This window comes from Serratia bockelmannii (assembly GCF_051803255.1).
GTDB lineage: Bacteria > Pseudomonadota > Gammaproteobacteria > Enterobacterales > Enterobacteriaceae > Serratia > Serratia bockelmannii.
The window spans coordinates 1,217,241-1,239,629 of sequence record NZ_CP196512.1; the positions used below are offsets into that span (position 1 = coordinate 1,217,241).

At 61.4% G+C, this 22,389-nt stretch carries 20 protein-coding genes; 10 read left to right on the forward strand and 10 right to left on the reverse strand.

Translation table 11 applies throughout. The annotated features are described in order from the left end of the window. Positions 1 to 4: 4 nt before the first annotated feature. Positions 5 to 2,662 (forward strand): beta-N-acetylhexosaminidase, encoded by a 2,658-nt coding sequence (locus tag ACSJLU_RS05790; RefSeq protein ID WP_342096859.1) that lies wholly within the window; start codon positions 5 to 7, stop codon positions 2,660 to 2,662. A 246-nt stretch (positions 2,663 to 2,908) separates the two neighbouring features. On the opposite strand, the gene fur is transcribed toward ACSJLU_RS05790, so the two are convergent. The 4 genes from fur to ybfF all read right to left on the reverse strand — a co-directional run bounded on the left by fur (position 2,909) and on the right by ybfF (position 5,806). Then, complete coding sequence (gene fur, locus ACSJLU_RS05795; protein ID WP_019454058.1) at positions 2,909 to 3,355, reverse strand: ferric iron uptake transcriptional regulator; 447 nt, start codon at positions 3,353 to 3,355, stop codon at positions 2,909 to 2,911. A gap of 329 nt (positions 3,356 to 3,684) precedes the next feature. Further along, entirely contained in the window at positions 3,685 to 4,224 is a 540-nt protein-coding gene (fldA, locus tag ACSJLU_RS05800) for a flavodoxin FldA (RefSeq protein ID WP_025301862.1), read from the reverse strand. Positions 4,225 to 4,488: 264 nt separating this feature from the next. After that, a complete protein-coding gene (ybfE, locus tag ACSJLU_RS05805; RefSeq protein ID WP_004939936.1) occupies positions 4,489 to 4,776 on the reverse strand; it encodes a LexA regulated protein in 288 nt (95 codons plus the stop codon). Positions 4,777 to 5,032: 256 nt separating this feature from the next. Next, positions 5,033 to 5,806, reverse strand: coding sequence for an esterase (gene ybfF / locus ACSJLU_RS05810; RefSeq protein ID WP_025301863.1), 774 nt, complete (start codon positions 5,804 to 5,806; stop codon positions 5,033 to 5,035). A 224-nt stretch (positions 5,807 to 6,030) separates the two neighbouring features. Between ybfF and seqA the strand changes: the two genes are divergently transcribed. The 4 genes from seqA to ACSJLU_RS05830 all read left to right on the forward strand — a co-directional run bounded on the left by seqA (position 6,031) and on the right by ACSJLU_RS05830 (position 9,426). Then, positions 6,031 to 6,573, forward strand: coding sequence for a replication initiation negative regulator SeqA (gene seqA / locus ACSJLU_RS05815; RefSeq protein ID WP_025301864.1), 543 nt, complete (start codon positions 6,031 to 6,033; stop codon positions 6,571 to 6,573). A gap of 77 nt (positions 6,574 to 6,650) precedes the next feature. After that, on the forward strand, positions 6,651 to 8,294 hold the full coding sequence (gene pgm / locus ACSJLU_RS05820; protein ID WP_197764639.1) for a phosphoglucomutase (alpha-D-glucose-1,6-bisphosphate-dependent): 1,644 nt from the start codon (positions 6,651 to 6,653) through the stop codon (positions 8,292 to 8,294). A 191-nt stretch (positions 8,295 to 8,485) separates the two neighbouring features. After that, on the forward strand, positions 8,486 to 9,127 hold the full coding sequence (locus ACSJLU_RS05825) for a PadR family transcriptional regulator (RefSeq protein ID WP_049208644.1): 642 nt from the start codon (positions 8,486 to 8,488) through the stop codon (positions 9,125 to 9,127). Continuing rightward, positions 9,127 to 9,426 carry a DUF3861 domain-containing protein gene (locus tag ACSJLU_RS05830; RefSeq protein ID WP_342096860.1) on the forward strand — a complete coding sequence of 100 codons (300 nt, stop codon included), beginning with the start codon at positions 9,127 to 9,129 and terminating at the stop codon, positions 9,424 to 9,426. The genes ACSJLU_RS05825 and ACSJLU_RS05830 overlap by 1 nt, the downstream gene beginning before the upstream one ends. A 27-nt stretch (positions 9,427 to 9,453) precedes the next feature. Here ACSJLU_RS05830 and kdpE read toward each other — a convergent pair whose 3' ends face one another. The 6 genes from kdpE to ACSJLU_RS05860 all read right to left on the reverse strand — a co-directional run bounded on the left by kdpE (position 9,454) and on the right by ACSJLU_RS05860 (position 17,391). Then, positions 9,454 to 10,143, reverse strand: coding sequence for a two-component system response regulator KdpE (gene kdpE / locus ACSJLU_RS05835; RefSeq protein WP_016928747.1), 690 nt, complete (start codon positions 10,141 to 10,143; stop codon positions 9,454 to 9,456). Between the two features lie 16 nt (positions 10,144 to 10,159). Beyond that, positions 10,160 to 12,856, reverse strand: a complete 2,697-nt coding sequence (gene kdpD / locus ACSJLU_RS05840) for a two-component system sensor histidine kinase KdpD (RefSeq protein WP_342096861.1) — start codon at positions 12,854 to 12,856, stop codon at positions 10,160 to 10,162. Between the two features lie 73 nt (positions 12,857 to 12,929). Beyond that, positions 12,930 to 13,499, reverse strand: coding sequence for a potassium-transporting ATPase subunit KdpC (gene kdpC, locus ACSJLU_RS05845; RefSeq protein ID WP_141997469.1), 570 nt, complete (start codon positions 13,497 to 13,499; stop codon positions 12,930 to 12,932). A gap of 18 nt (positions 13,500 to 13,517) precedes the next feature. Then, complete coding sequence (kdpB, locus tag ACSJLU_RS05850) at positions 13,518 to 15,587, reverse strand: potassium-transporting ATPase subunit KdpB (protein ID WP_025301868.1); 2,070 nt, start codon at positions 15,585 to 15,587, stop codon at positions 13,518 to 13,520. A gap of 26 nt (positions 15,588 to 15,613) precedes the next feature. After that, positions 15,614 to 17,302, reverse strand: coding sequence for a potassium-transporting ATPase subunit KdpA (gene kdpA, locus ACSJLU_RS05855; protein ID WP_380827619.1), 1,689 nt, complete (start codon positions 17,300 to 17,302; stop codon positions 15,614 to 15,616). After that, positions 17,302 to 17,391 carry a K(+)-transporting ATPase subunit F gene (locus ACSJLU_RS05860; RefSeq protein WP_016928742.1) on the reverse strand — a complete coding sequence of 30 codons (90 nt, stop codon included), beginning with the start codon at positions 17,389 to 17,391 and terminating at the stop codon, positions 17,302 to 17,304. Before ACSJLU_RS05860 ends, kdpA begins: the two co-directional genes overlap by 1 nt. Positions 17,392 to 17,832: 441 nt before the next feature. Between ACSJLU_RS05860 and ACSJLU_RS05865 the strand changes: the two genes are divergently transcribed. From ACSJLU_RS05865 to ACSJLU_RS05885, 5 genes are all read left to right on the forward strand, one after another. Continuing rightward, the gene (locus tag ACSJLU_RS05865) at positions 17,833 to 18,042 is read left to right on the forward strand and encodes a YbfA family protein (protein ID WP_004939916.1); all 210 of its coding nucleotides are present in this window, start codon (positions 17,833 to 17,835) and stop codon (positions 18,040 to 18,042) included. A 142-nt stretch (positions 18,043 to 18,184) separates the two neighbouring features. Further along, positions 18,185 to 19,141 (forward strand): YbgA family protein, encoded by a 957-nt coding sequence (locus ACSJLU_RS05870; protein ID WP_025301870.1) that lies wholly within the window; start codon positions 18,185 to 18,187, stop codon positions 19,139 to 19,141. 15 nt (positions 19,142 to 19,156) lie between these two features. Next, positions 19,157 to 20,587, forward strand: a complete 1,431-nt coding sequence (gene phrB / locus ACSJLU_RS05875; protein ID WP_380827617.1) for a deoxyribodipyrimidine photo-lyase — start codon at positions 19,157 to 19,159, stop codon at positions 20,585 to 20,587. 22 nt (positions 20,588 to 20,609) lie between these two features. Then, on the forward strand, positions 20,610 to 21,590 hold the full coding sequence (locus ACSJLU_RS05880) for an MBL fold metallo-hydrolase (RefSeq protein ID WP_025301872.1): 981 nt from the start codon (positions 20,610 to 20,612) through the stop codon (positions 21,588 to 21,590). 18 nt (positions 21,591 to 21,608) lie between these two features. Then, on the forward strand, positions 21,609 to 22,352 hold the full coding sequence (locus tag ACSJLU_RS05885) for a type 2 GTP cyclohydrolase I (protein WP_025301873.1): 744 nt from the start codon (positions 21,609 to 21,611) through the stop codon (positions 22,350 to 22,352). Positions 22,353 to 22,389: the final 37 nt, after the last annotated feature.

Here is a 22,389-nt window from a genome sequence, read left to right on the forward strand (position 1 = left end):
GAAGATGAACGCATTCAAACTGAGCGCGCTTGCCGCCTTGACGGCAACGATGGGATTCCTGGGCGGCATGGGGAGCGCCATGGCCGATCAACAGCTGGTGGATCAGCTTAGCCAGCTGAAGCTGAACGTGAAAATGCTGGATAACCGCGCCGGCGAAAACGGCGTGGATTGCGCGGCGCTGGGCGCTGACTGGGCCTCTTGCAACCGGGTGTTGTTCACCCTCAGCAACGACGGCCAGGCGATCGACGGCAAAGACTGGGTCATCTATTTCCACAGCCCGCGCCAGACCCTGCGGGTAGACAACGACCAGTTCAAGATCGCTCACCTCACCGGCGATCTGTACAAGCTGGAGCCGACCGCCAAATTCAGCGGCTTCCCGGCCGGTAAGGCGGTGGAAATCCCGGTGGTCGCCGAATATTGGCAGCTGTTCAGAAACGACTTCCTGCCGCGCTGGTATGCCACCTCCGGCGACGCTAAGCCGAAAATGCTGGCGAATACCGACACCGAAAACCTGGATCAGTTTGTGGCGCCGTTCACCGGCGACCAGTGGAAGCGCACCAAGGACGACAAAAACATTCTGATGACGCCGGCTTCGCGCTTTGTCAGCAATGCCGATCTGCAGACGCTGCCTGCCGGTGCGCTGCGCGGCCAGATCGTGCCGACGCCGATGCAGGTGAAGGTTCACGCGCAGGACGTCGATCTGCGCAAAGGGGTATCGCCGGATCTGAGCACGCTGGTTAAGCCGGCGGCGGACGTCGTCAACCAGCGCTTCGCGCTGCTGGGCGTGCCGGTTCAGGCCAACGGTTACCCGATCAAAACCGACATCCAGCCGGGCAAATTTAAAGGCGCGATGGCGGTGCCGGGCGCCTATGAGCTGAAAATTGGCAAGAAAGAGGCGCGGGTGATCGGCTTCGATCAGGCCGGGGTGTTCTACGGGCTGCAGTCTATCCTGTCGTTAGTGCCGAGCGACGGCAGCGGCAAGATCGCTACGCTCGACGCCAGCGACGCGCCGCGCTTCCAGTATCGCGGCATTTTCCTCGACGTGGCGCGTAACTTCCATAAGAAGGATGCGGTGCTGCGCCTGTTGGATCAGATGGCGGCTTACAAGCTCAACAAATTCCACTTCCACCTGAGCGATGACGAAGGTTGGCGTATTGAGATCCCCGGTTTGCCGGAGCTGACGGAAGTCGGCGGCCAGCGCTGCCACGATCTGAGCGAAACCACCTGCCTGTTGCCGCAGTACGGCCAGGGGCCGGATGTCTACGGCGGTTTCTTCACTCGTCAGGACTACATCGACATCATCAAATACGCCCAGGCGCGCCAGATTGAGGTGATCCCGGAGATCGACATGCCGGCGCACGCCCGCGCGGCGGTGGTCTCGATGGAAGCGCGCTACAAGAAACTGCATGCCGCCGGCAAAGAGCAGGAGGCCAACGAGTTCCGCCTGGTGGATCCGACCGATACCTCCAATACCACCTCCGTGCAGTTCTTTAACCGTCAGAGTTACCTGAACCCGTGCCTGGATTCCTCCCAGCGCTTTGTCGACAAGGTGATTGGCGAGATTGCCCAGATGCATAAAGAAGCCGGCCAGCCGATCAAGACCTGGCACTTCGGCGGCGACGAAGCGAAAAACATCCGCCTGGGCGCCGGCTACACCGACAAGGCGAAACCGGAACCGGGTAAAGGCATCATTGACCAGAGCAATGAAGACAAGCCGTGGGCCAAGTCTCAGGTGTGCCAGGTGATGATCAAAGAGGGCAAAGTGGCCGACATGGAGCACCTGCCGAGCTACTTTGGTCAAGAGGTCAGCAAGTTGGTGAAAGCGCACGGCATCGACAGAATGCAGGCCTGGCAAGACGGCCTGAAAGACGCCGAGAGTTCGAAGGCGTTCGCCACCTCGCGCGTGGGCGTCAACTTCTGGGACACCCTGTATTGGGGCGGTTTCGATAGCGTTAACGACTGGGCCAATAAAGGGTATGAAGTGGTGGTCTCCAACCCGGACTACGTCTATATGGACTTCCCTTACGAGGTGAACCCGGACGAGCGCGGTTACTACTGGGGTACCCGCTTCAGCGACGAACGCAAGGTGTTCAGCTTCGCGCCGGACAACATGCCGCAGAATGCGGAAACCTCGGTCGATCGCGATGGCAACCACTTCAACGCCAAGAGCGACAAGCCGTGGCCGGGCGCCTACGGGCTGTCCGCTCAGCTGTGGAGCGAAACCCAGCGCACCGACCCGCAGATGGAATACATGATCTTCCCGCGCGCGCTCTCGGTGGCAGAACGCGCCTGGCACCGCGCCGGTTGGGAGCAGGACTATCGTGCCGGCCGCGAATACAAAGGCGGGGAAACCCACTTTGTCGATACCAAGACGCTGGAGAAAGACTGGCTGCGCTTTGCCAATATCCTGGGCCAGCGTGAACTGGCCAAGCTGGACAAGGGCGGCGTCGCTTACCGTCTGCCGGTACCGGGCGCACGCGTAGCGGGCGGCAAGCTGGAGGCGAATATCGCGCTGCCGGGGTTGGGCATCGAGTACTCCACCGACGGTGGCAAGCAGTGGCAGCGCTATGATGCCAAGGCCAAGCCGGCGATCTCCGGTGAAGTGCAGGTGCGTTCGGTCAGCCCGGACGGCAAACGCTACAGCCGCGCCGAGAAGGTCTAAGCCCGGTGCAACGGCCCGCTGCCCTGGCGGCGGCCGTATAACGAAGGGGGAATGCGTTCGCCCACGCGTGTCGGCGTAGGGCGGACGTTGTAGTGAGAGTAGTACGTGGAGTCGCTGTGCCGCTGCAATTGTGATATTTCATGACATGATTTTCCCCCGGCTTGTCCGGGGATTTTTTTGTCTGCTGTACGGCGGGCATAAAAAAACCGCCTCGGTGTGAGGCGGTTTTTCATAGCCGGTCAGGGCTTACTTCTTGTCGTGCAGCGTTTCGTCTTCGCGGCAGTCACCGGTTTCACAGTGGCCGTACAGGTACAGGCTGTGGTTGGTGAGCTTGATACCGTGCTGCTTGGCGATATCACGCTGGCGCACTTCGATGGATTCGTCGCTGAATTCGATCACTTTGCCGCAGTCCAGGCAAATCAGGTGATCGTGGTGATGCTGTTGGGTCAGCTCGAACACGGACTTGCCGCCTTCGAAATTGTGACGTGTCACAATGCCCGCATCGTCAAACTGGTTCAGTACGCGATAAACCGTTGCCAGCCCGATCTCTTCGCCCATATCAATCAGTTTTTTGTACAAATCTTCCGCACTGACGTGATGGCATTCCGGATTTTGCAGTACTTCCAGGATTTTGAGTCGCGGAAGCGTGACTTTTAAGCCGGCCTTCTTCAATGCGATGTTGTTGTCGGTCATGCGAATTCAGTCCTGTTACTATGCTAATCAAGTTGAGGCGTACTCGCCTGTGGCATCGGTCGGCACAAAGAGTTAATGCGTCTCATTATAGAACCGGTTGTACTAAATGGAAACCGCCGGTTGTTAACAAAGATATAATTGCACTATTGCATGTTTTGCATGCAACGCCTTGATGGATGGGATAAACCGATATCTCAGTCTACCGTGACGGGGTGGGAAGTTACAAATCTGTAGCTTCTATCGCAGCAATCCCTGTTGCCGATGACGGCCCTGTCGGCACACTATGCACTTTACAGGGCCTTTGTTCAACCTTTCGCCAGTGCCGGGGTTTAGCCGACGATATCGGCCAGGCTCAGCTCTTCGACAATCTGTTTGACCCAAGCGTCCACGCGCTCGTTGGTCAGCTCCGGCTGACGGTCTTCGTCGATCGCCAGACCGATGAAGTGATCGTCGTCCGCCAGACCTTTGGAGGCCTCGAAGTGGTAGCCTTTGGTCGGCCAGTGGCCCACGATGGCCGCGCCGCGCGGTTCGATGATGTCGCGGATGGTGCCCATCGCGTCACAGAAGTATTCCGCGTAGTCTTCCTGGTCGCCGCAGCCGAACAGCGCCACCAGTTTGCCGTTGAAGTCGACTTCTTCCAGCGTCGGGAAGAAATCATCCCAGTCACACTGCGCTTCACCGTAGTACCAGGTCGGGATACCCAGCAGCAGGATATCGAACCCTTCCAGGTCTTCTTTGCTGCTTTTAGCGATGTCATGCACTTCAGAGACGTCGTCGCCAAACTGTTTCTGGAGAATTTTCTGGATCATTTTGGCAATGTTTTCGGTATTGCCAGTGTCGCTGCCAAAGAAAATGCCTACAGTAGCCATATCGCGTATAACCTTTAAATTCAAGTAATTGCATTACTCGATGCCAGCACTGCCGCCGCTGACGCCGATTAAAATGATGCCATGGCAAGAGCCTTTCGCCTCCGGGGCGGGCGCCGACAGGCGCAGTCTCTTACCGGTAAATGCGTATCATGCCAGAAAGTGGCGCCGGGGTTTTATCGCATTTATGCGATGCCGGAGAATGAAGAAAAGCGGGGTCGATCCGGCGTTGTCCTTAACGCCGCGCCGCGCGTGCGGCCGAAGAGATCAATGTTCCGGCTGTTCTTCCGCCAGTTGTGCCAACAGCATCTGCTCGATGAGTTCGCTGCGGCTGATGTTGCGCTGTTCCGCCAGTTTGTTCAGGGCATCCACCGCGTCCGCGTTGATTTTCAGCTCTACGCGTCGCAATCCACGCACTTTATCGCGCCGTAACTGATTGCGCTTATTGATTCTAAGCTGTTCATCGCGGGAAAGCGGGTTGGTTTTCGGGCGCCCCGGACGGCGTTCATCTGCGAACAGATCCAGCGTCGTGCGATCCGTTTGTTCTTTTGCCATAGGTAGCGGTACTGCAAGGGAGTTTGCATCAAAAAGCGCTCGCACGCTTCCGGAGGCATCGGTTAACACACTTCGGGCCAATAAACCCTAACCCAAATTCACCTCCGAACCGGCGTTCGCGAACGCGCTGGCGCGGCGGCAAAATTATAGCGCGCCATATTACCCCAGCAGATGGAGCGGCGACAATGCCTAACTGCGGGCTAAACGCGCTAAGCCGTTATCTTTAGCGCGTTTTTTCGCCAGGTGAGTGCGTTTTTCAGGCTTCGCCGAGGAAACGGTGGATGGCGCGCAGCACCGCTTCCGGTTTTTCGGCGTGCACCCAATGGCCGGTGCCGGCGACGACGTGTGCGCGGGCCTGCGGGAACTGGCGGGCGATATCCGCACGGTAGCTGTCCTGCACGTACGGCGACAGGCCGCCGCGAATGAACAGAGTCGGATGCGGCCAGGCCGGGACTTCCTGCCAGCCGGTAATGTCTGCGTAGCGTTCGATCAGTACCGGCAGGTTGAAGCGCCATTCACCGTTGTGGAAGGACTTCAGCAGGAACTGGATCACGCCTTCTTCCTGCAGGTAGTCGCGCATCAGTTGGGCAGCCGCCTGGCGCTGGGTAATGCCGGCGGCGCTGACGGCCTTCAGCGCGGCGAAGATCTCGTCGTGGCGGCGGGTTTGGTAATCCACGGGCGCGACGTCGATGACGATCAGCCTGGCGATGCGCTCGGGCGCGATGGCGGTCAGCGCCATCGCCGCTTTGCCGCCCATCGAATGGCCGATGACGATCGCTTTTTCCAGCTGCAGTTCGTCGAGCAGCGCCAGCAGATCCTGCGCCATGGCGGGGTAGTTCATGTCGTCGGCGCGCGGGGAGAGGCCGTGGTTGCGCAGATCGACCTTGATCACACTGTGCTGTTTATGCAGATCGCGCGCCAGCACGCCCAGGTTGTCCAGATTGCCGAACAGCCCGTGGATCAGCAGCACCGGCAGCGCGTCTGACTCGGCGGCCAGCAGTTGATAATGTAATTTCATGGCGAAGTTCATACTGAGAGAGATTCAGATTAGGGTATCATGATTGAATCGCACGATGAATCATGCGGAATTTTCGCGGCGCGGGCTTGGCAGTGCCGGCTATAGGTATTAGTCTGCATTTGCCGTCCGGAGGCACATTGTTGTGTTCGCCCCAGCGCTTTTAACCTTATAATCCCATGGCTTGAATGCAGGATCTGGCTTCAGGTTCTAAGTAGAAAAAACAGTATTGGATAAAGATGAAAACTATTGAAGTCGACGAAGAGCTTTACCGTTATATTGCCAGCCACACGCAACACATCGGTGAAAGCGCGTCCGATATTTTACGCCGCATGTTGAAATTCACCGCCGGGCAACCGGTGCGCGCGTTGCCTGCCGCCAGTGCGTCACAGTCCGTCGAGCTGGAAAAAGCGGTGCCGGCTCAGCGTCCGCGCGATCGCGTACGCGCCGTGCGTGAACTGCTGCTGTCGGATGAATACGCCGAGCAGAACAAAGCGGTCAACCGTTTCATGCTGGTGCTGTCCACGCTGTACACCCTCGATGCCGCCGGTTTCGCCGCCGCTACCGAGGCGTTGACCGGCCGTACCCGCACCTATTTCGCCGGCGATCAGCAGACTCTGCTGGCCAACGGCACGCACACCAAGCCGAAGCATGTACCGGGCACCCCTTACTGGGTGATCACCAATACCAATACCGGCCGCAAGCGCAGCATGATCGAACACATCATGCAGGCGATGCAGTTCCCGGCGGAACTGATCGAGAAAGTTTGCGGTACCGTCTAATTTAGCGAACAGCCCGTCATGATGGCCGTGCGCGACGTATTTGCCCGGTCACCGACAGGGATGAGGGAGATATGTCGATGGCGAATAATCCACGTGCCGGGCAGCCCGCCCGCCAAAGCGATCTGATCAACGTAGCCCAGCTGACGTCGCAGTACTATGTGCTGCAACCGGAAGCCGGCAATGCCGCACATGCGGTGAAGTTTGGTACCTCCGGCCACCGCGGCAGCGCGCAGCGCCACAGCTTCAACGAAGCGCACATCCTCGCCATCGCTCAGGCGATCGCCGAAGTTCGTTATCAGCAAGGCACTACCGGCCCGTGCTACGTGGGCAAAGACACCCATGCACTGTCCGAGCCGGCCTTCATTTCCGTGCTGGAAGTGCTGACCGCCAACGGCGTCGATGTGATCGTGCAGGAAAACAACGGCTTCACGCCAACGCCGGCGGTATCGCACGCCATTCTGTGCCACAACCGCCGCGGCGGCGCTCAGGCCGACGGCATCGTCATTACGCCGTCCCATAACCCGCCGGAAGATGGCGGTATCAAATACAATCCGCCGAACGGCGGCCCGGCTGACACCAACCTGACGTCGGTGATCGAGAAGCGCGCCAACGAACTGCTGGCGCAGCAGTTGAAAGGCGTTCAGCGTCAGTCGCTGGATAAGGCCTGGAACAGCGGCCACCTGCATGCCAAAGATCTGGTGCAGCCTTATGTCGAAGGCCTGGTTGACGTGGTCGACATGCCGGCCATTCAACGCGCCGGCCTGAAGCTGGGCGTGGATCCGCTCGGCGGCTCCGGCATCGCCTATTGGCAGCGGGTGGCGGAACACTACAAGCTGGATCTGACTCTGGTGAACGACTCCATCGATCAGACCTTCCGCTTTATGCACCTGGACCATGACGGCATCATCCGCATGGACTGCTCGTCCGAGTCGGCGATGGCCGGCCTGCTGGCGCTGCGCGACAAATTCGATCTGGCGTTCGCCAACGATCCGGATTACGACCGTCACGGCATCGTCACGCCGAAGGGCCTGATGAACCCGAACCACTATCTGGCGGTAGCCATCAACTACCTGTTCCAACATCGCCCGCAGTGGGGCGCCGATGTGGCGGTAGGTAAAACGCTGGTATCCAGCGCGATGATCGACCGCGTGGTGGCTGACCTGGGGCGCAAGCTGGTGGAAGTGCCGGTCGGCTTCAAGTGGTTCGTGGACGGCCTGTTCAACGGCAGCCTGGGCTTCGGCGGCGAAGAAAGCGCCGGGGCCTCGTTCCTGCGCTTCAACGGCCAGCCGTGGTCGACCGACAAAGACGGTATCATCATGTGCCTGCTGGCGGCTGAAATCACCGCGGTAACCGGTGAGAACCCGCAGCATCATTATGACGATCTGGCCAAGCGCTTCGGCGCGCCGAGCTACAACCGCATCCAGGCGCCGGCAACCCATGCGCAGAAAGCGGCGCTGTCCAAACTGTCGCCGGAGATGGTCAAGGCCAGTACGCTGGGCGGGGATCCGATCACCGCACGTCTGACCGCGGCGCCGGGCAACGGCGCGTCGATCGGCGGCTTGAAAGTGATGACTGACAATGGTTGGTTCGCGGCCCGTCCTTCCGGCACTGAAGAGGCTTACAAGATCTACTGCGAGAGCTTCCTCGGGGCGGAACACCGCGAGAAGATTGAGCACGAAGCGGTCGAGATCGTCAGCGAAGTGCTGGCTTCCGCCAAGTAATCGCTTTTCTTGATGGATAAAAAGCGCTGTTTTTACAGCGCTTTTTTTATGCCTGTAATTTAGATATATCTTTTTCACGGTACGTGCTTGCGCATTTAGATATATCGATCTAGATTAGCGCTATCGACGCTGTTTAGATATATCTAAACAACCTCGTATTGATGTTCACTGTTAAAGCGAGGTATCACCCTATGTTTCATCGATTAGGTTTACACCGGCATCACCACCACCATCATGAGTGCGAAGAGGGCCGCCGTCATCGCGGCGGACGCCATCACTTCGGCGGCGAAGGCGAAGAGCACGGCCGAGGTGGGCGCGGTGGCCGGGGCGGGCGTCATCGTCTGTTCGAACACGGCGATCTGCGCCTGGTGCTGCTGGCGCTGGTGGCGCGCAAGCCCAGCCACGGGTACGAATTGATCAAGGCGATCGAGGAAGCGTCATCCGGCCTGTACGTGCCGAGCCCGGGGGTGATTTACCCCACGCTGACGCTGCTGGAAGAGCAGGACTTCCTCGAACCGCTCACCACCGGCAACGGCCGCAAAAGCTACCGCATCACCGCGGCGGGCGAGGGCGAGCTGCAAAAGCATCAACAGGTGGTTGACGTCATTCTGGCGCGCCTGGCGGGCGCCGGCCGCGAGCATCATCGGCACGGCAACCTGGCGGAAGGCATCTACGACGCCATGAACCGTCTGCGCAGCCTGCTGCGCGGCAACGTGATGCGCGCCGATCTCACGCCGCAGCAGGTGGAGCGCATCAACGCTGCGTTGCTGACCGCCGTGGCGGCGATCGAAAGCGAAATGCATATTCAACCCACGCAGCAGGAGAAGAACTGATGCCCGGCCACCGTTTTAACATTACCGTTGAAGCCCTGAGCGATCGCCAGGGCAACCCCGTCGAGAAAGCACCGCTGAGTTTTGAGGTGACCAACCACGACGATATTCTCGAGATCGTCGAGCGCATTCGGGCGCGTGACGATCTGAACTTCGGCCCCGAGCAGAGCGCGGCCTTCGCCGTAGGATTGAAGCTGTTCTCCGAAGTGATGATCGAAAACCGCAAACACCCGGTGTTCGCTCCGCTGCGCGAGGCGTTTAAGGAATTTATGGTCGGATTGAAGAAGGGCTCGGCGGCGTAAAGGCGCGGCAAACCGCGCCCACCGGGGTTAAGGCATGAAGCGATAGCCGACGCCGGTTTCGGTCAGCAGGTGTTTGGGCCGGGCCGGATCGGCTTCGAGCTTCTGCCGCAAATGGCCCATGTAGATGCGCAGATAGTGGCTGTGCTCCACGTAGTTCGGCCCCCAGACGTGGCTCAACAGCTGGCGTTGGGTGATCACCTTGCCGGCGTTGGCCAGCAGCTCCGCCAGCAGGCGAAACTCGATCGGCGTCAGATGCAGATCTTCGTCGTTGCGCAGCACCCGGCGATTCACCAGATCGACGGTAATCGCCGAAAAGCTCACCAGCGGGCTTTCCTGTTGGTTAGCTGAGTGGCGGCGCAGTGCGACCCGCACCCGCGCCAGCAGCTCGCCGATGCCGAACGGTTTGCTGAGGTAGTCGTCGGCGCCGGCATCCAGCGCGGCGATCTTGTCCTCTTCGGCGTTGCGCGCCGACAGCACGATCACTGGAATGGCGCTCCACTGCCGCAGATCGCGGATGTAGCTCAGCCCGTCACCGTCCGGCAAGCCCAAATCCAGGATGATCAGATCCGGTTTGCGCGTGCCGGCTTCAATCAACCCGCGCTGCAGCGTTTCACTTTCAAATACTCGCAGGCCTTCGCTCTCCAGTGCGGTGCGCACGAAGCGGCGGATCTCTTTTTCATCTTCAACAATCAGAATGTTGGTTGGCGTTATGCTCACGTTTCCCCTGCGTTGATTACAGATCGAAGGCGTTGCCGTCGATCTCGGGCGGTTTTTCCAGCGGCAGCACGAAGCGGAAGCTGGCACCGCCGTTGGCGCCGTTTTCCGCCCAGATGCGGCCATCATGCACTTCAATAATGGCACGGCAAATCGCTAACCCCAAGCCGACACCGGGGATTGCCGACTCTTTATTGCCGCGTGAAAACTTGTCGAAAATCAGCTGCAGCTGATCGGCGGGGATGCCGGGGCCGTTATCCCAGACCTCGACTTCCAGCCACTCGGGCAGCGTGCGGGCGCGAATGCCGATGGTGGCCTCGGCGCCGGCGTATTTATTGGCGTTTTCCAACAGGTTGGTGAACACCCGCTCCAGCAGGCTACCGTCGCAGTTGACCAGGATCTGTTCCGGCGGCAGCTCGACCACGATCGGATGCTGGCTGAGCAGCGGCTCCAGCATGTGCAGCGAGGCGCCGACGATCTCTTCCAGCGACTGCCACTCTTTGCGCAGGCTGAAACCGCCGGATTGGATGCGCGCCATATCCAGCAGGTTGTTCACCAGCCGGGTGGTGCTCAGCACCTGCTGGCGGATCTGGCTGGCCTGGGTGGCGTGATTGGAACCTTCGGCCGCCAGGTCCAGCGTGAGGATTTCCGCCTGACCGAACAGCACGGTCAGCGGCGTGCGCAGATCGTGCGACAGCGCCGCCAGCAGCGAGTTGCGCAGCTGTTCGCGTTCGGCGTCCAGCTTGGCTTCTTCGGCGCTGCGCGCCAGGTGCAGCCGTTCCAGCGCGCTGGCGATCAGCACTGCGAAGGTTTGCAGCAACCGCTGCTGTTCCGGCACCATCAGCTGGCGCAGGTTATTGGGCTCGATCGCCAACAGGCCGAAGGTCTGCTTGGGGGTATTGAGCGGTAGAAGTTGGTAAGGCACGCCGGGCAGGGTGTCGGTGCCGGCGCCGGCCGGCAAGCCTTTATCGAAACTCCAGCGCGCGATGGCTTCGTCTACCGACAGCAGCCCGCCTTCCTCGCCGACCATTTGCTGCAGCCGGCCGCCTTCCTGCGGCAGCAGCAGCACGGTTTTCGCCTGGAAGCTGCTGGAGAGGAAATGACGGCTGGTGTTGGCGATGTCGGCCACGGTCAGAGCGCGGCTCAGCCCGCGCGACATTTCGTACAGATGGCGCGCCCGCTGCTCGCGATAGCGCGCCACCCGGGCCTGATAACGCACCCCGGCGGTCAGGTTGCCGATGATGATGCCGACGGCGAGCATCACGCCGAAGGTCAGCAGATACTGCATATCGCTGACGGCGAACGACCATTCGGGCTGAACGAAGAACAGATCGAAACTGGCGACGTTGATCACCGCTGCCAGCACCGATGGCCAGCGGCCGAAGAACAGTGCGACGATCGCCACGCCGAGCAGGTAGACCATCACCAGGTTGGCCTGATCGAAGCCCGGCAGCAGCCACTGCGAGAGCAGGGTGATCAGCGCGCACAGCGCCACCGCCACCGCGCAGCCGCGCAGCTGCATGCGCCATTTCTCATTGAAGCTGCGGCCGTCGTGCTCCTTGCCCGGCGGCGGCTGTGCGGCGTCGCTCTCCAGCGCGACGATCACCAGATCGAGATCCGGGCCCAGCCGGCCGAGGCGATCGGCGAAGCTGCCGCGCAGCTTCCAGCGCTGCTCGCTGCGGCGGCCGATGATGATTTTGCCGAGGTTATGTTCGCGGGCGTAGCGCAGCACCGCACGCTCTTCGGACGGATCGGCCAGGGTAGCGGTTTCGGCACCCAGTTCCTGCGCCAGCCGCAGCGCGCGCAGAATGGCGCGGCGCTGGTTTTCCGGCAGCCGGTGCAGCTTGGGGGTTTCCACATAGACCGCATGCCAGTGGCAGCCAAGCCGCGCCGCCAGCCGGGCGGCGATGCGTACCAGCTTTTCGTTGCCGCTGTTGTGGCCGACGCACAGCAGAATGCTGTCGCGGGTGTGCCACACTTTCTCGCGCCCCTGAGTGTCACGAAATTCGCGCATCTGGTCATCGACCCGATCGGCGGTGCGGCGCAGCGCCAGCTCGCGCAGGGCGATCAGGTTACCTTTGCGGAAGAAGTGCTCGATGGCGCGCTCGGCTTGGCCGGGAATATACACTTTGCCTTCGTGCAGCCGTCGGCGCAGATCGTCCGGCGGCAGATCGACCAGCACCACTTCGCTGGCCTCGTCAAACACGTGGTCGGGCACCGTTTCGCGCACCCGCACGCCGGTCACGCCGCCCACCACGTCGTTCAGACTTTCCAAATGTTGCACGTTGACGGTCGTCAGCACGTCGATGCCGGCGTCCAGCAGCTCTTCCACATCCTGCCAGCGTTTGGGGTGGCGCGAACCGTGGGCGTTGCTGTGCGCCAGTTCGTCCATCAGGATCAGCGCTGGGTGGCGCGCCAACGCGGCGTCGAGGTCGAATTCCTGCACCAGTCGCCCACGATGCTGGATGCGCTTTTGCGGCAGCAGCGCCAGGCCGTCGAGCAGGGCGGCGGTCTCGCTGCGGCCGTGGGTTTCCACCACGCCGACCAACACGTCCAGCCCCTGAGCGCGCAAGCGCTGGGCCTCCTGCAGCATGGCGTAGGTCTTGCCGACGCCGGCGCAGGCGCCGAAGAATACCTTCAACCGGCCGCGCGGTTTTTCATTGGCCAGCGCCAGCAGGCTGTCGGGATCGGGACGCTGCTGTTCTTCTTCGACCATGACAATTCCTTGTGTTACCAAGCAAAAAGGGGTTCGGCATGCCGAACCCTATCACTATGCTGAATACGGCGCGTTACTTCAACGCATCCAGCGCCAGGTTCAGCTTCAACACGTTCACCACCGATTCGCCCATGAAGTTGGGCGTGGCCCGATCGGTGTTGTCTTCGATCAGTTTGGCGACCTGTTTCGGCGGCAAATGACGCGCCGCCGCGACCCGCGCCAGCTGATACCGCGCCGCGGCGATCGAGATCTGCGGATCCAACCCACTGCCGGAGGCGGTCAGCAGATCGACCGGGATCGGGCCGCTCATCGCAGGATTGGCCTGGCGCAGCTGCGCTGCGCGCTCGGCGATAGCCTTATCCAGCGCCGGGTTGGTGGCCGCCAGGTTGCTGCCGGCGGAGGCCAGCGAATTATAGGCCGAATCGCCGGTGGCCGATGGGCGGCCCCAGAAATAGTCGGCGCGCGTGAAGTTCTGGCCGATCAGTGCGGAGCCGACCGCCTTGTCGCCCTGGTACAGCAGCGAACCGTTGGCCGCGCCCGAAAACAGCAGCTGCGCCAGCCCGGTGGTCAGCAGCGGATAGGCGATGCCGGTGATCAACGTCAGCAGGATCAGCATCACCAGCGCAGGTCGTAAATACGTCATGTTCATTTCCCTCAATGGTTAACCGGCGACGTGCAGCGCGACCAGGATCAGGTCGATCAGTTTGATGCCGACGAACGGCACCAGCAGGCCGCCGACCCCGTACAGCCACAGGTTGCGGCGCAGCAAGGCCGCGGCGCTCATCGGTTTGTAACTCACCCCTTTCAACGCCAGCGGGATCAGGAACACAATCACCAGGGCGTTGAAGATCACCGCCGACATGATGGCGGAGGCAGGGGAGTGCAGGTGCATCACGTTCAGCGCGTTCAGCTGCGGATAGGTGGCCGCGAACGCCGCCGGAATAATGGCGAAGTATTTGGCCACGTCGTTGGCGATGCTGAAGGTGGTCAGCGAGCCGCGCGTCATCAGCATCTGTTTGCCGATGTGTACCACTTCGATCAGCTTGGTCGGGTTGGAATCCAGATCGACCATGTTGCCCGCCTCTTTGGCGGCCTGGGTGCCGGAGTTCATCGCCACCGCCACATCGGCCTGCGCCAGCGCCGGGGCGTCGTTGGTGCCGTCGCCGGTCATCGCCACCAGACGGCCTTCCGCCTGATACTGGCGGATCAGCGCCAGCTTGGCTTCCGGCGTGGCTTCCGACAGGAAGTCGTCCACCCCGGCTTCGGCGGCGATCGCCGCCGCGGTCAGCGGGTTATCGCCGGTGATCATCACCGTTTTGATGCCCATCTTGCGCAGCTCATTGAAGCGTTCCTTGATGCCGCCCTTGACGATATCCTTCAGCGCCACCACGCCCAGCACTCGGGCGCCTTCCGCCACCACCAGCGGCGTGCCGCCGGTGCGCGCCACGCTTTCCACCAGATCGTCCACCGCCCGCGGGAAGTGCCCCTGATTGGTTTCGACGTGACGGCGAATGGCATCCACTGCGCCTTTACGGATCATGCGCTCCTGCACGTTGACGCCGCTCATGCGGGTCTGGGCGGAGAAGGGCACGAAGGTGGCGTTCAGCGCCTGCAGATCGCGTTCGCGCAGGTTGAAGCGCTGTTTGGCCAGCACCACGATGCTGCGGCCTTCCGGCGTTTCGTCCGCCAGCGAGGCCAGCTGCGCGGCGTCCGCCAGCTCTTGCTCTTTCACGCCCGGCGCCGGCAGGAACTCTGAAGCCTGGCGGTTGCCCAGCGTGATGGTGCCGGTTTTATCCAGCAGAAGCACGTCCACGTCGCCGGCGGCTTCCACCGCGCGGCCGCTGGTGGCGATCACGTTGGCGCCGAGCATGCGGCTCATCCCGGCCACGCCGATGGCGGACAGCAGGCCACCGATGGTGGTGGGGATCAGGCAAACCAGCAAGGCGACCAGCACGGTGATGGTGACCACGCTGCCGCTGCCGGCCGCTTCCACGCTGTATTGCGAGAACGGGAACAGGGTGGCGGTGGCCAGGACGAACACGATGGTCAGCGCCACCAGCAGAATAGTCAGCGCGATCTCGTTCGGCGTTTTGCGGCGCTTGGCGCCTTCCACCATGGCGATCATGCGATCGAGGAAGGTTTCCCCCGGGTTGACGCTGCACTGTACCACCAGCCAGTCGGACAGCACGCGGGTGCCGCCGGTGACCGAGGAGAAGTCCCCGCCGGATTCGCGGATCACCGGGGCGGATTCGCCGGTGATGGCGCTTTCATCTACCGAGGCGCCGCCTTCCAGCACTTCGCCGTCGCACGGGACGGTATCGCCGGCTTCCACCAGTACGATATCGCCTTTGCGCAGGCTTTCGGCGGCCACTTTCTCCGTGGCGCCGTCGCGGCGCGGGCCGGCCAGCTTTTTCGCCCAGCTGGTTTTCTTGGTGCCTTTCAGGCTTTCCGCCTGGGCCTTGCTGCGGCCTTCGGCCAGCGCCTCGGCGAAGTTGGCGAACAGCACGGTGAACCACAACCACAGGGCGACGCTGCCGGTAAAGGCGGCGGCACCGTCGGTTTGGCCGGCGAGGATCGCCAGCCAGATGGCGGTGGTCAGCAGGCTGCCGATATACACCACGAACATCACCGGGTTGCGCCATTGAACGCGAGGATCCAGTTTTTTCACCGCATCGATCAGCGCGGTGCGCACCAGAGCCGGTTCAAACAGCGCGCGTTGTTTGCGAGTCATCTCTTATTCTCTCTCTGTGACGTCGGTTAGTTTGCCAACCAAAGCTGCAAATGCTCGGCCACCGGGCCTAGCGCCAGCGCCGGCACGAAGGTCAGTGCACCCACCAGCAATACGGTGCCGATCAGCAGGCCGATAAACAGCGGCCCATAGGTCGGCAGGGTGCCGTTGCCCGCCGGCTGGCGTTGTTTGGCGCTCAGCGAACCGGCGATCGCCAGCACCGGCAGGATCACCCCGAAGCGGCCGACGAACATGGCGAAGGCCAGCAGCAGGTTGTAAAACGGCGTATTGACGCTCAACCCGGCGAAGGCGCTGCCGTTGTTGTTGGCGGCGGAGGACAGGGCGTACAGCACTTCGCTGAAGCCGTGAGCGCCCGGGTTGAGGATGCCGGCGCGGCCCGCGTCGGTGCCGATGGCCAGCGCGCTGCCCAGCAACACCAGCGTCGGCGTGACCAGGATCGCCAGCGCGGTCATCTTCATGTCGTAAACGTCGATTTTCTTGCCCAGATATTCCGGGGTGCGGCCGATCATCAGGCCGGCGATAAATACCGTCAGCAGTACGAACAGCAGCATGCCGTACAGGCCGGAGCCTACGCCGCCGAACACCACTTCACCGATCTGCATCAGCCACATCGGTACCATGCCGCCCAGCGCGGTGAAGGAGTCGTGCATGGCGTTGACCGCCCCGCAGGACGCGGCGGTGGTCACCACCGAGAACAGGCTGGTGGCGAGAATGCCGAAGCGCGACTCTTTGCCTTCCATATTGATGTTGCTGTCGGCGCCCAGCGCGCTCAGGTGCGGGTTGCCCGCCAGCTCGGCGACCATCACCACCACCACCGCCACCACGAAGATCAGCGCCATCGCCCAGATCAGCGCGTGGCCCTGACGGTTTTCACCGGCCAACTGGCCGAAGGAGAAGCACAGCGCGCAGGGGATCAGGAAGATGGCCAGCATCTGCACGAAGTTGGTCAGCACGGTTGGGTTCTCGAACGGGTGCGCCGAGTTGGCGCCGAAGAAGCCGCCGCCGTTGGTGCCGAGCATCTTGATCGCTTCCTGCGAGGCCACTGGCCCCATCGGCAGCGTCTGCTGCGCACCTTCGAGCGTGGTGACGTGCAGGTAAGGCAGGAAGTTTTGCAGCGTGCCCTGGCTGACGAAGAACAGAGCGATCAGCAGCGCGATCGGCAGCAGCACATACAGCGTGATGCGGAATAGATCGGCCCAGGCGTTGCCGACGGTCTTGCCGGCGCGGCGGGTAAAGGCGCGGATCAGCGCAAAGGCCACGGCGATGCCGGTGGAGGCGGAGACGAAGTTCTGCACCGCCAGTCCGGCCATCTGGCTGAAATAGCTGAGAGTGCTTTCACCGCTGTAGGCCTGCCAGTTGGTGTTGGTGACGAAGCTGACGGCGGTGTTGAGCGCCAGATCCCAGGAGAGGCCCGGGAAGCCTTGCGGGTTGAGCGGCAGCGAGCCCTGCGTCATCAGCAGGACGAACAGCAACGCCAGGCCGAGCAGGTTGAACGCCAGGATCGCCAGCGCGTACTGCCACCAGTTCATCTCGGTGGCGCGGATGCCGCAGGCGCGCCAGACGCCGGCTTCCACCCCGCGCAGCGCAGGCAGCGGCTCACCTTCGATCAGGCGCGCCATAAAACCGCCCAGCGGCCGGGCCAGCAGCAGAAGCACCAGCAGGAAGCTGGCGATCAGTAAAAAGGCTGAAGCCGCCATCAGAAATCCTCCGCGTTAAACAGGGCGTAGACCAAATAGGCCAACAGCAGCAGAACCAACAGCGCACCACCAATAACGCTGAAACTCACGGGACACCTCCAGAGGTGTTGTTTTTGATAGAGGCAGTGTAGGGAGCGGGGTAGAAAGAAGATGAAAAAATCGCACGGGCGGGTGTAAAAAAAGTATAAAAATGACTGAAATTTCAGCGGAAATTCAGCATTTCAACCATCAGGGCGGTGGCGAGATTGCGCCTGATGAGTGAATAAGCAAGGGCAGAGGCGTGGAAGCAGGAACCGGATAATAACCACAATGTAACCCATGATTAGTTAAAAATTAACCTGACTGTAACAAAATTACGAATCGCTGCGGTGATTAGCGATTTTTTGTGCGATTTAGTGGTCGGATGAGTAGTAAACTTTCATCAAGTGCGCTAAAATTTTGCTCAGTTACCAAATTACCGATTGTTCATTTGATACGCCCACGCCGTTTTCCCTGACAAATCAACGGCAGGCGTTTTTAAGGAGGTTCGCATGTCTACGACCTATCACGCTTATTCACTGCATCGGATTCTCCTGCGCCGCAGCGCAGTGGTTATCGCGGGCATTTTGGCCCTGCCGGTGATGCTGTTCCGCAGCGATCGCGGGCGTTTTTACAGCTACCTGCACCGCGTCTGGTCAAAAACCAGCGATAAGCCGGTCTGGCTGCAGCAGGCGGAACTGGCGTCCTGCGATTTCTACTGAGTCGCTGCCGATTCACGAAAAAACCCTCGCCCTGTGGCGGGGGTTTTTTTATGCCTCTGGCCACCCCTATCAAGCGCAAGGTCGTATTTGGCAAGCCATTCTTCTACACTTTCCTCATCGGTCAACAACATGGGAGAGCGGTATGAGCGACAAGATCCCTATCGGCATCAGCGCCTGTTTACTGGGCGACGCGGTGCGTTTCGACGGTGGCCACAAGCGGCTGGCTTTTGCGGTGGAACAGTTGGCGCCCTATGTGCGCTTTGAGCCCGTTTGCCCGGAAATGGCGATCGGCCTGCCCACGCCGCGCCCGGCGCTGCGCCTGGTGAAACAGGCGCAGCCGTGGCCGGCGATGCGCTACAGCAACGACGCCGGCGTGGATCTGACCGAGGAGATGCGCAGTTTCTCAGCGCAGCGCGTGGCCGCGTTGCAGCACCTGTGCGGCTATATCGTCTGCGCCAAGTCGCCGAGCTGCGGCCTGGAACGGGTGCGGGTCTACAGCGAGAACGGCAAGGACTCGCGTAAAAACGGCGTTGGGCTGTTTACCGCCGAGCTGCTGCGTCAGATGCCGTGGCTGCCGGTGGAAGAAGATGGACGATTGCAGGATGCGGCGCTGCGGGAAAACTTTATCGAGCGAGTGTACGCGCTGTATGAGTTGAACATGCTGTGGCGTCAGGGGCTGACCCGCGGCGGGCTGATCGCGTTTCACAGCCGCTACAAGCTGTCGCTGCTGGCGCATTCGCAGCCGGCGTACCGCGAGCTGGGGCGCTTCGTCGCCGATATTCACCGCTGGGACTCGCTGGAGGCCTTCGCCGTGGAATACCGCAGCCGCCTGATGGCGCTGTTGGCGCACAAAGCGACGCGGCGCAACCACACCAACGTGTTAATGCACGTGCAGGGCTACTTCCGTCGTCAGCTTAGCGCGGCGCAGCGCCAGGAGCTGGCGCACCTGATCGATCGCTACCGGCAGGGCATGCAGCCGCTGCTGGCGCCGATCGCGCTGCTCAAGCATTACATGGCGGAATACCCCGATCGCTATCTGGCGGAACAACGCTATTTCGAACCTTACCCGGAGGCGCTGCGTTTGCGTTACGGCCATTGATTGACAAGGAGTTTTATGACCACGCATCTGGTCTGGTTGCGTAACGATCTGCGTATCACCGACAACAAAGCCCTGCACGCCGCCTGCAGCGATCCGAAAGCCCGGGTGCTGGCGGTGTTTATCGCCACACCGGAGCAGTGGCGGCAACATGAGATGGCGCCGCGGCAGGCGGCGCTGATCCACGCCAGCCTGCAGGCGGTGCAACAGGCGCTGGCGCAAAAGGGCATTGCGCTGCATTGCCATGCCTGTGCGGACTTTGCCGCGTCGATCGACTGGCTGGCGGACTATTGCGAGCGGATGCAGGTGGACGTGCTGTTTTACAACCGCCAGTACGAACTGAATGAACGGCGCCGCGATGAGCAGTTGGAACAGCGATTGAGCGACCGGGTAACGTGCCACAGTTTTGATGACAGCCTGCTGTTGCCGCCGGGCAGCGTGCTCACCGGCGGCGGCGAGATGTACAAGGTTTATACGCCGTTTCGCAACGCCTTTATTCAGCGCCTGACCGAGTCCGACGTGAGCTGCCTGCCGGCGCCGAAGATCCGTGCCGAGGGCGCGTTGCCTGCGCCTGAGGCGCCGGCGGCGTTCGATTATCCCGCGGCGGAAATTGGGGATGACTATCCCGCCGGCGAGGAGGCCGCGCTGCAGCGGCTGCGCGCCTTTTGTCGTGAGCAGGTGCAGGATTACCTTCGGCAGCGCGATCTGCCCGCCATCGCCGGCACCAGCAGCCTGTCGCCCTATCTGGCGATCGGTGCGCTGTCGCCGCGCCAGTGCTTCAACCGCCTGCGCGCCGAATGCCCGCAGTTGCTGGAAGATCGCGAGAGCGGCGCTTTCGTCTGGCTGAACGAGCTGATTTGGCGCGAGTTCTACCGCCATCTGCTGGTGGCCTATCCCGAGCTGTGTCGCCATCGGCCGTTTATCGCCTGGACGGACAAGGTGCGCTGGTGCGATGACGCGGCGAAGCTGCAGGCCTGGCAGCGGGGCGAAACCGGTTATCCGATCGTCGATGCCGCCATGCGCCAACTGAATGCCACCGGCTGGATGCACAACCGGCTGCGCATGATCAGCGCCAGTTTTCTGGTGAAAGATCTGCTGATCGACTGGCGCGCCGGGGAGCGCTATTTCATGTCGCAACTGCTGGACGGGGATCTGGCGGCCAACAACGGCGGCTGGCAGTGGGCGGCCTCCACCGGCACCGACGCCGCGCCGTATTTCCGCATCTTCAACCCGACCACCCAGGGTGAACGTTTTGATCCACAAGGCACTTTTATCCGTAAATGGTTGCCGGAACTGGCGGATGTGCCCGACAATGACATCCATCATCCCCATCGCTGGGCGGAAAAGCAGCGATGCACGCTGAACTACCCGCTGCCGATCGTCGATCACAAACAAGCCCGCATGGAGACGTTGGCGGCGTTCGAGGCGGCGAAACGGGGAGAGTCTTGAGGCAACTGCAAGGAGCGACGCAATGATGAAAAAGGTGCTGGCCCTGTGCCTGAGCGGCTATTCGGCGCTGGCGATAGCCGGCTTTGACGTGGTGGCGCTGGGCGTCGACGGCGGCGTTAGCGACGGCAACCTGACCTCTTATCTGATCCGCAGCGATAATCAGCCGCAGTATGTGGCGCTGGACGCCGGCTCGCTGCTACCGGGCATCGCCAAAGGGTTGGAGAAGGGCAGTTTCCCGCAGGTGACCCCCGAGCTGGCCGCGCCTTACACGCCGCAGGGCTATGTGTTCCGGCAGTTGATCGGCAGTTACTTTATCAGCCACGGCCATCTGGACCACGTGGCGGGGCTGATCGTCGGCTCGCCCGAGGACAATAAAAAAACCGTTTACGCCCAGGCGGACACCGTGCTGACCCTGCGTAATCACTACTTCAACTGGAAGGCCTGGCCGAACTTTACCGACGCCGGCAACGGTTCGCGGCTGGGCACTTACCGGCTGCAAACGGTGCGGCCGCAGCAGCGCTTTACCCTCGGCCTGACCGGGTTGACCGGCGTGATGTACCCGCTTAGCCACGATCGCTACCCGTCGTCGATGCTGCTGATTTCCAACGGCAGCGAGTTCTTCGCCTACTTCGGCGATACCGGGCCGGATAAGGTGGAGCAATCACGCGATCTCGATACCGTCTGGCGCACGCTGGGGCCGCTTGTCGAGCAGAAAAAGCTCAAAGGCATGATTATCGAAACCTCGTACCCCAATGGGATGGAGGATAAACATCTGTACGGCCATTTGACGCCGGCCTGGCTGCTGAAGGAGTTGAAGAACCTGACGCAGTACAGCGGCGGTGAAGGTTCGCTGAACGGTCTGCCGGTGGTGATCAGCCACATCAAGCCCAGCCTGAAGCAGGGCGAAGACACGCGCGCCGCCATTGCGCAGCAGCTGGCGCAGGGCAACGATCTGGGCGTGAAATTCATCCTGATGGCGCAGGGCGACCGGCAGACATTTTGACTATGAAGAGAGAAGAGAATGCGTAACCTCGATCTGGAACAACTGATCAATACGGAACTGAACGCCGCGGCGTTTCAGGACTACGCCCCTAACGGATTGCAGGTAGAAGGCCGCCCGCACGTGCAGCGCATCGTGACCGGCGTCACCGCCTGTCAGGCGCTGCTGGATGCCGCGGTGGCGCATCAGGCCGACGCGATTATCGTGCACCACGGCTATTTCTGGAAAAATGAGGCGCCGGCGGTGCGCGGCATGAAGCGCAATCGTCTGAAAACGCTGTTGACTCACGATATTAACCTGTACGGCTACCACCTGCCGCTGGACGCGCATCCGGTGCTGGGTAACAACGCGCAGCTGGCGCAGGCGCTGGGCATTCGGGTGATTGGCGACGTCGAGCCGCTGGTGCCACACGGCGAATTTGAACAGCCGCTGACCGGCGAGGCGCTGCAGCAGCGTATCGAAAGCCGGCTGGGGCGCGCGGTGCTGCACTGCGGCGATAACGCGCCTGAGCACATTCGCCGGGTGGCCTGGTGCACCGGCGGTGGCCAGGGCTTTATCGACAGCGCGGCGCGCTTCGGCGTCGATGCGTTCATCAGCGGTGAAGTGTCTGAACAGACCATTCATAGCGCGCGCGAAATGGGCGTGCATTTCTTCGCCGCCGGTCACCATGCGACCGAGCGCGGTGGCGTGAAAGCGTTGGGGGACTGGCTGGCCCAGCACCACGGCTTTGATGTGACCTTTATCGATATCCCGAATCCCGCCTGATTTTTTTCTTCCCCGGATCCAGCCCGGCCTGTGCGCC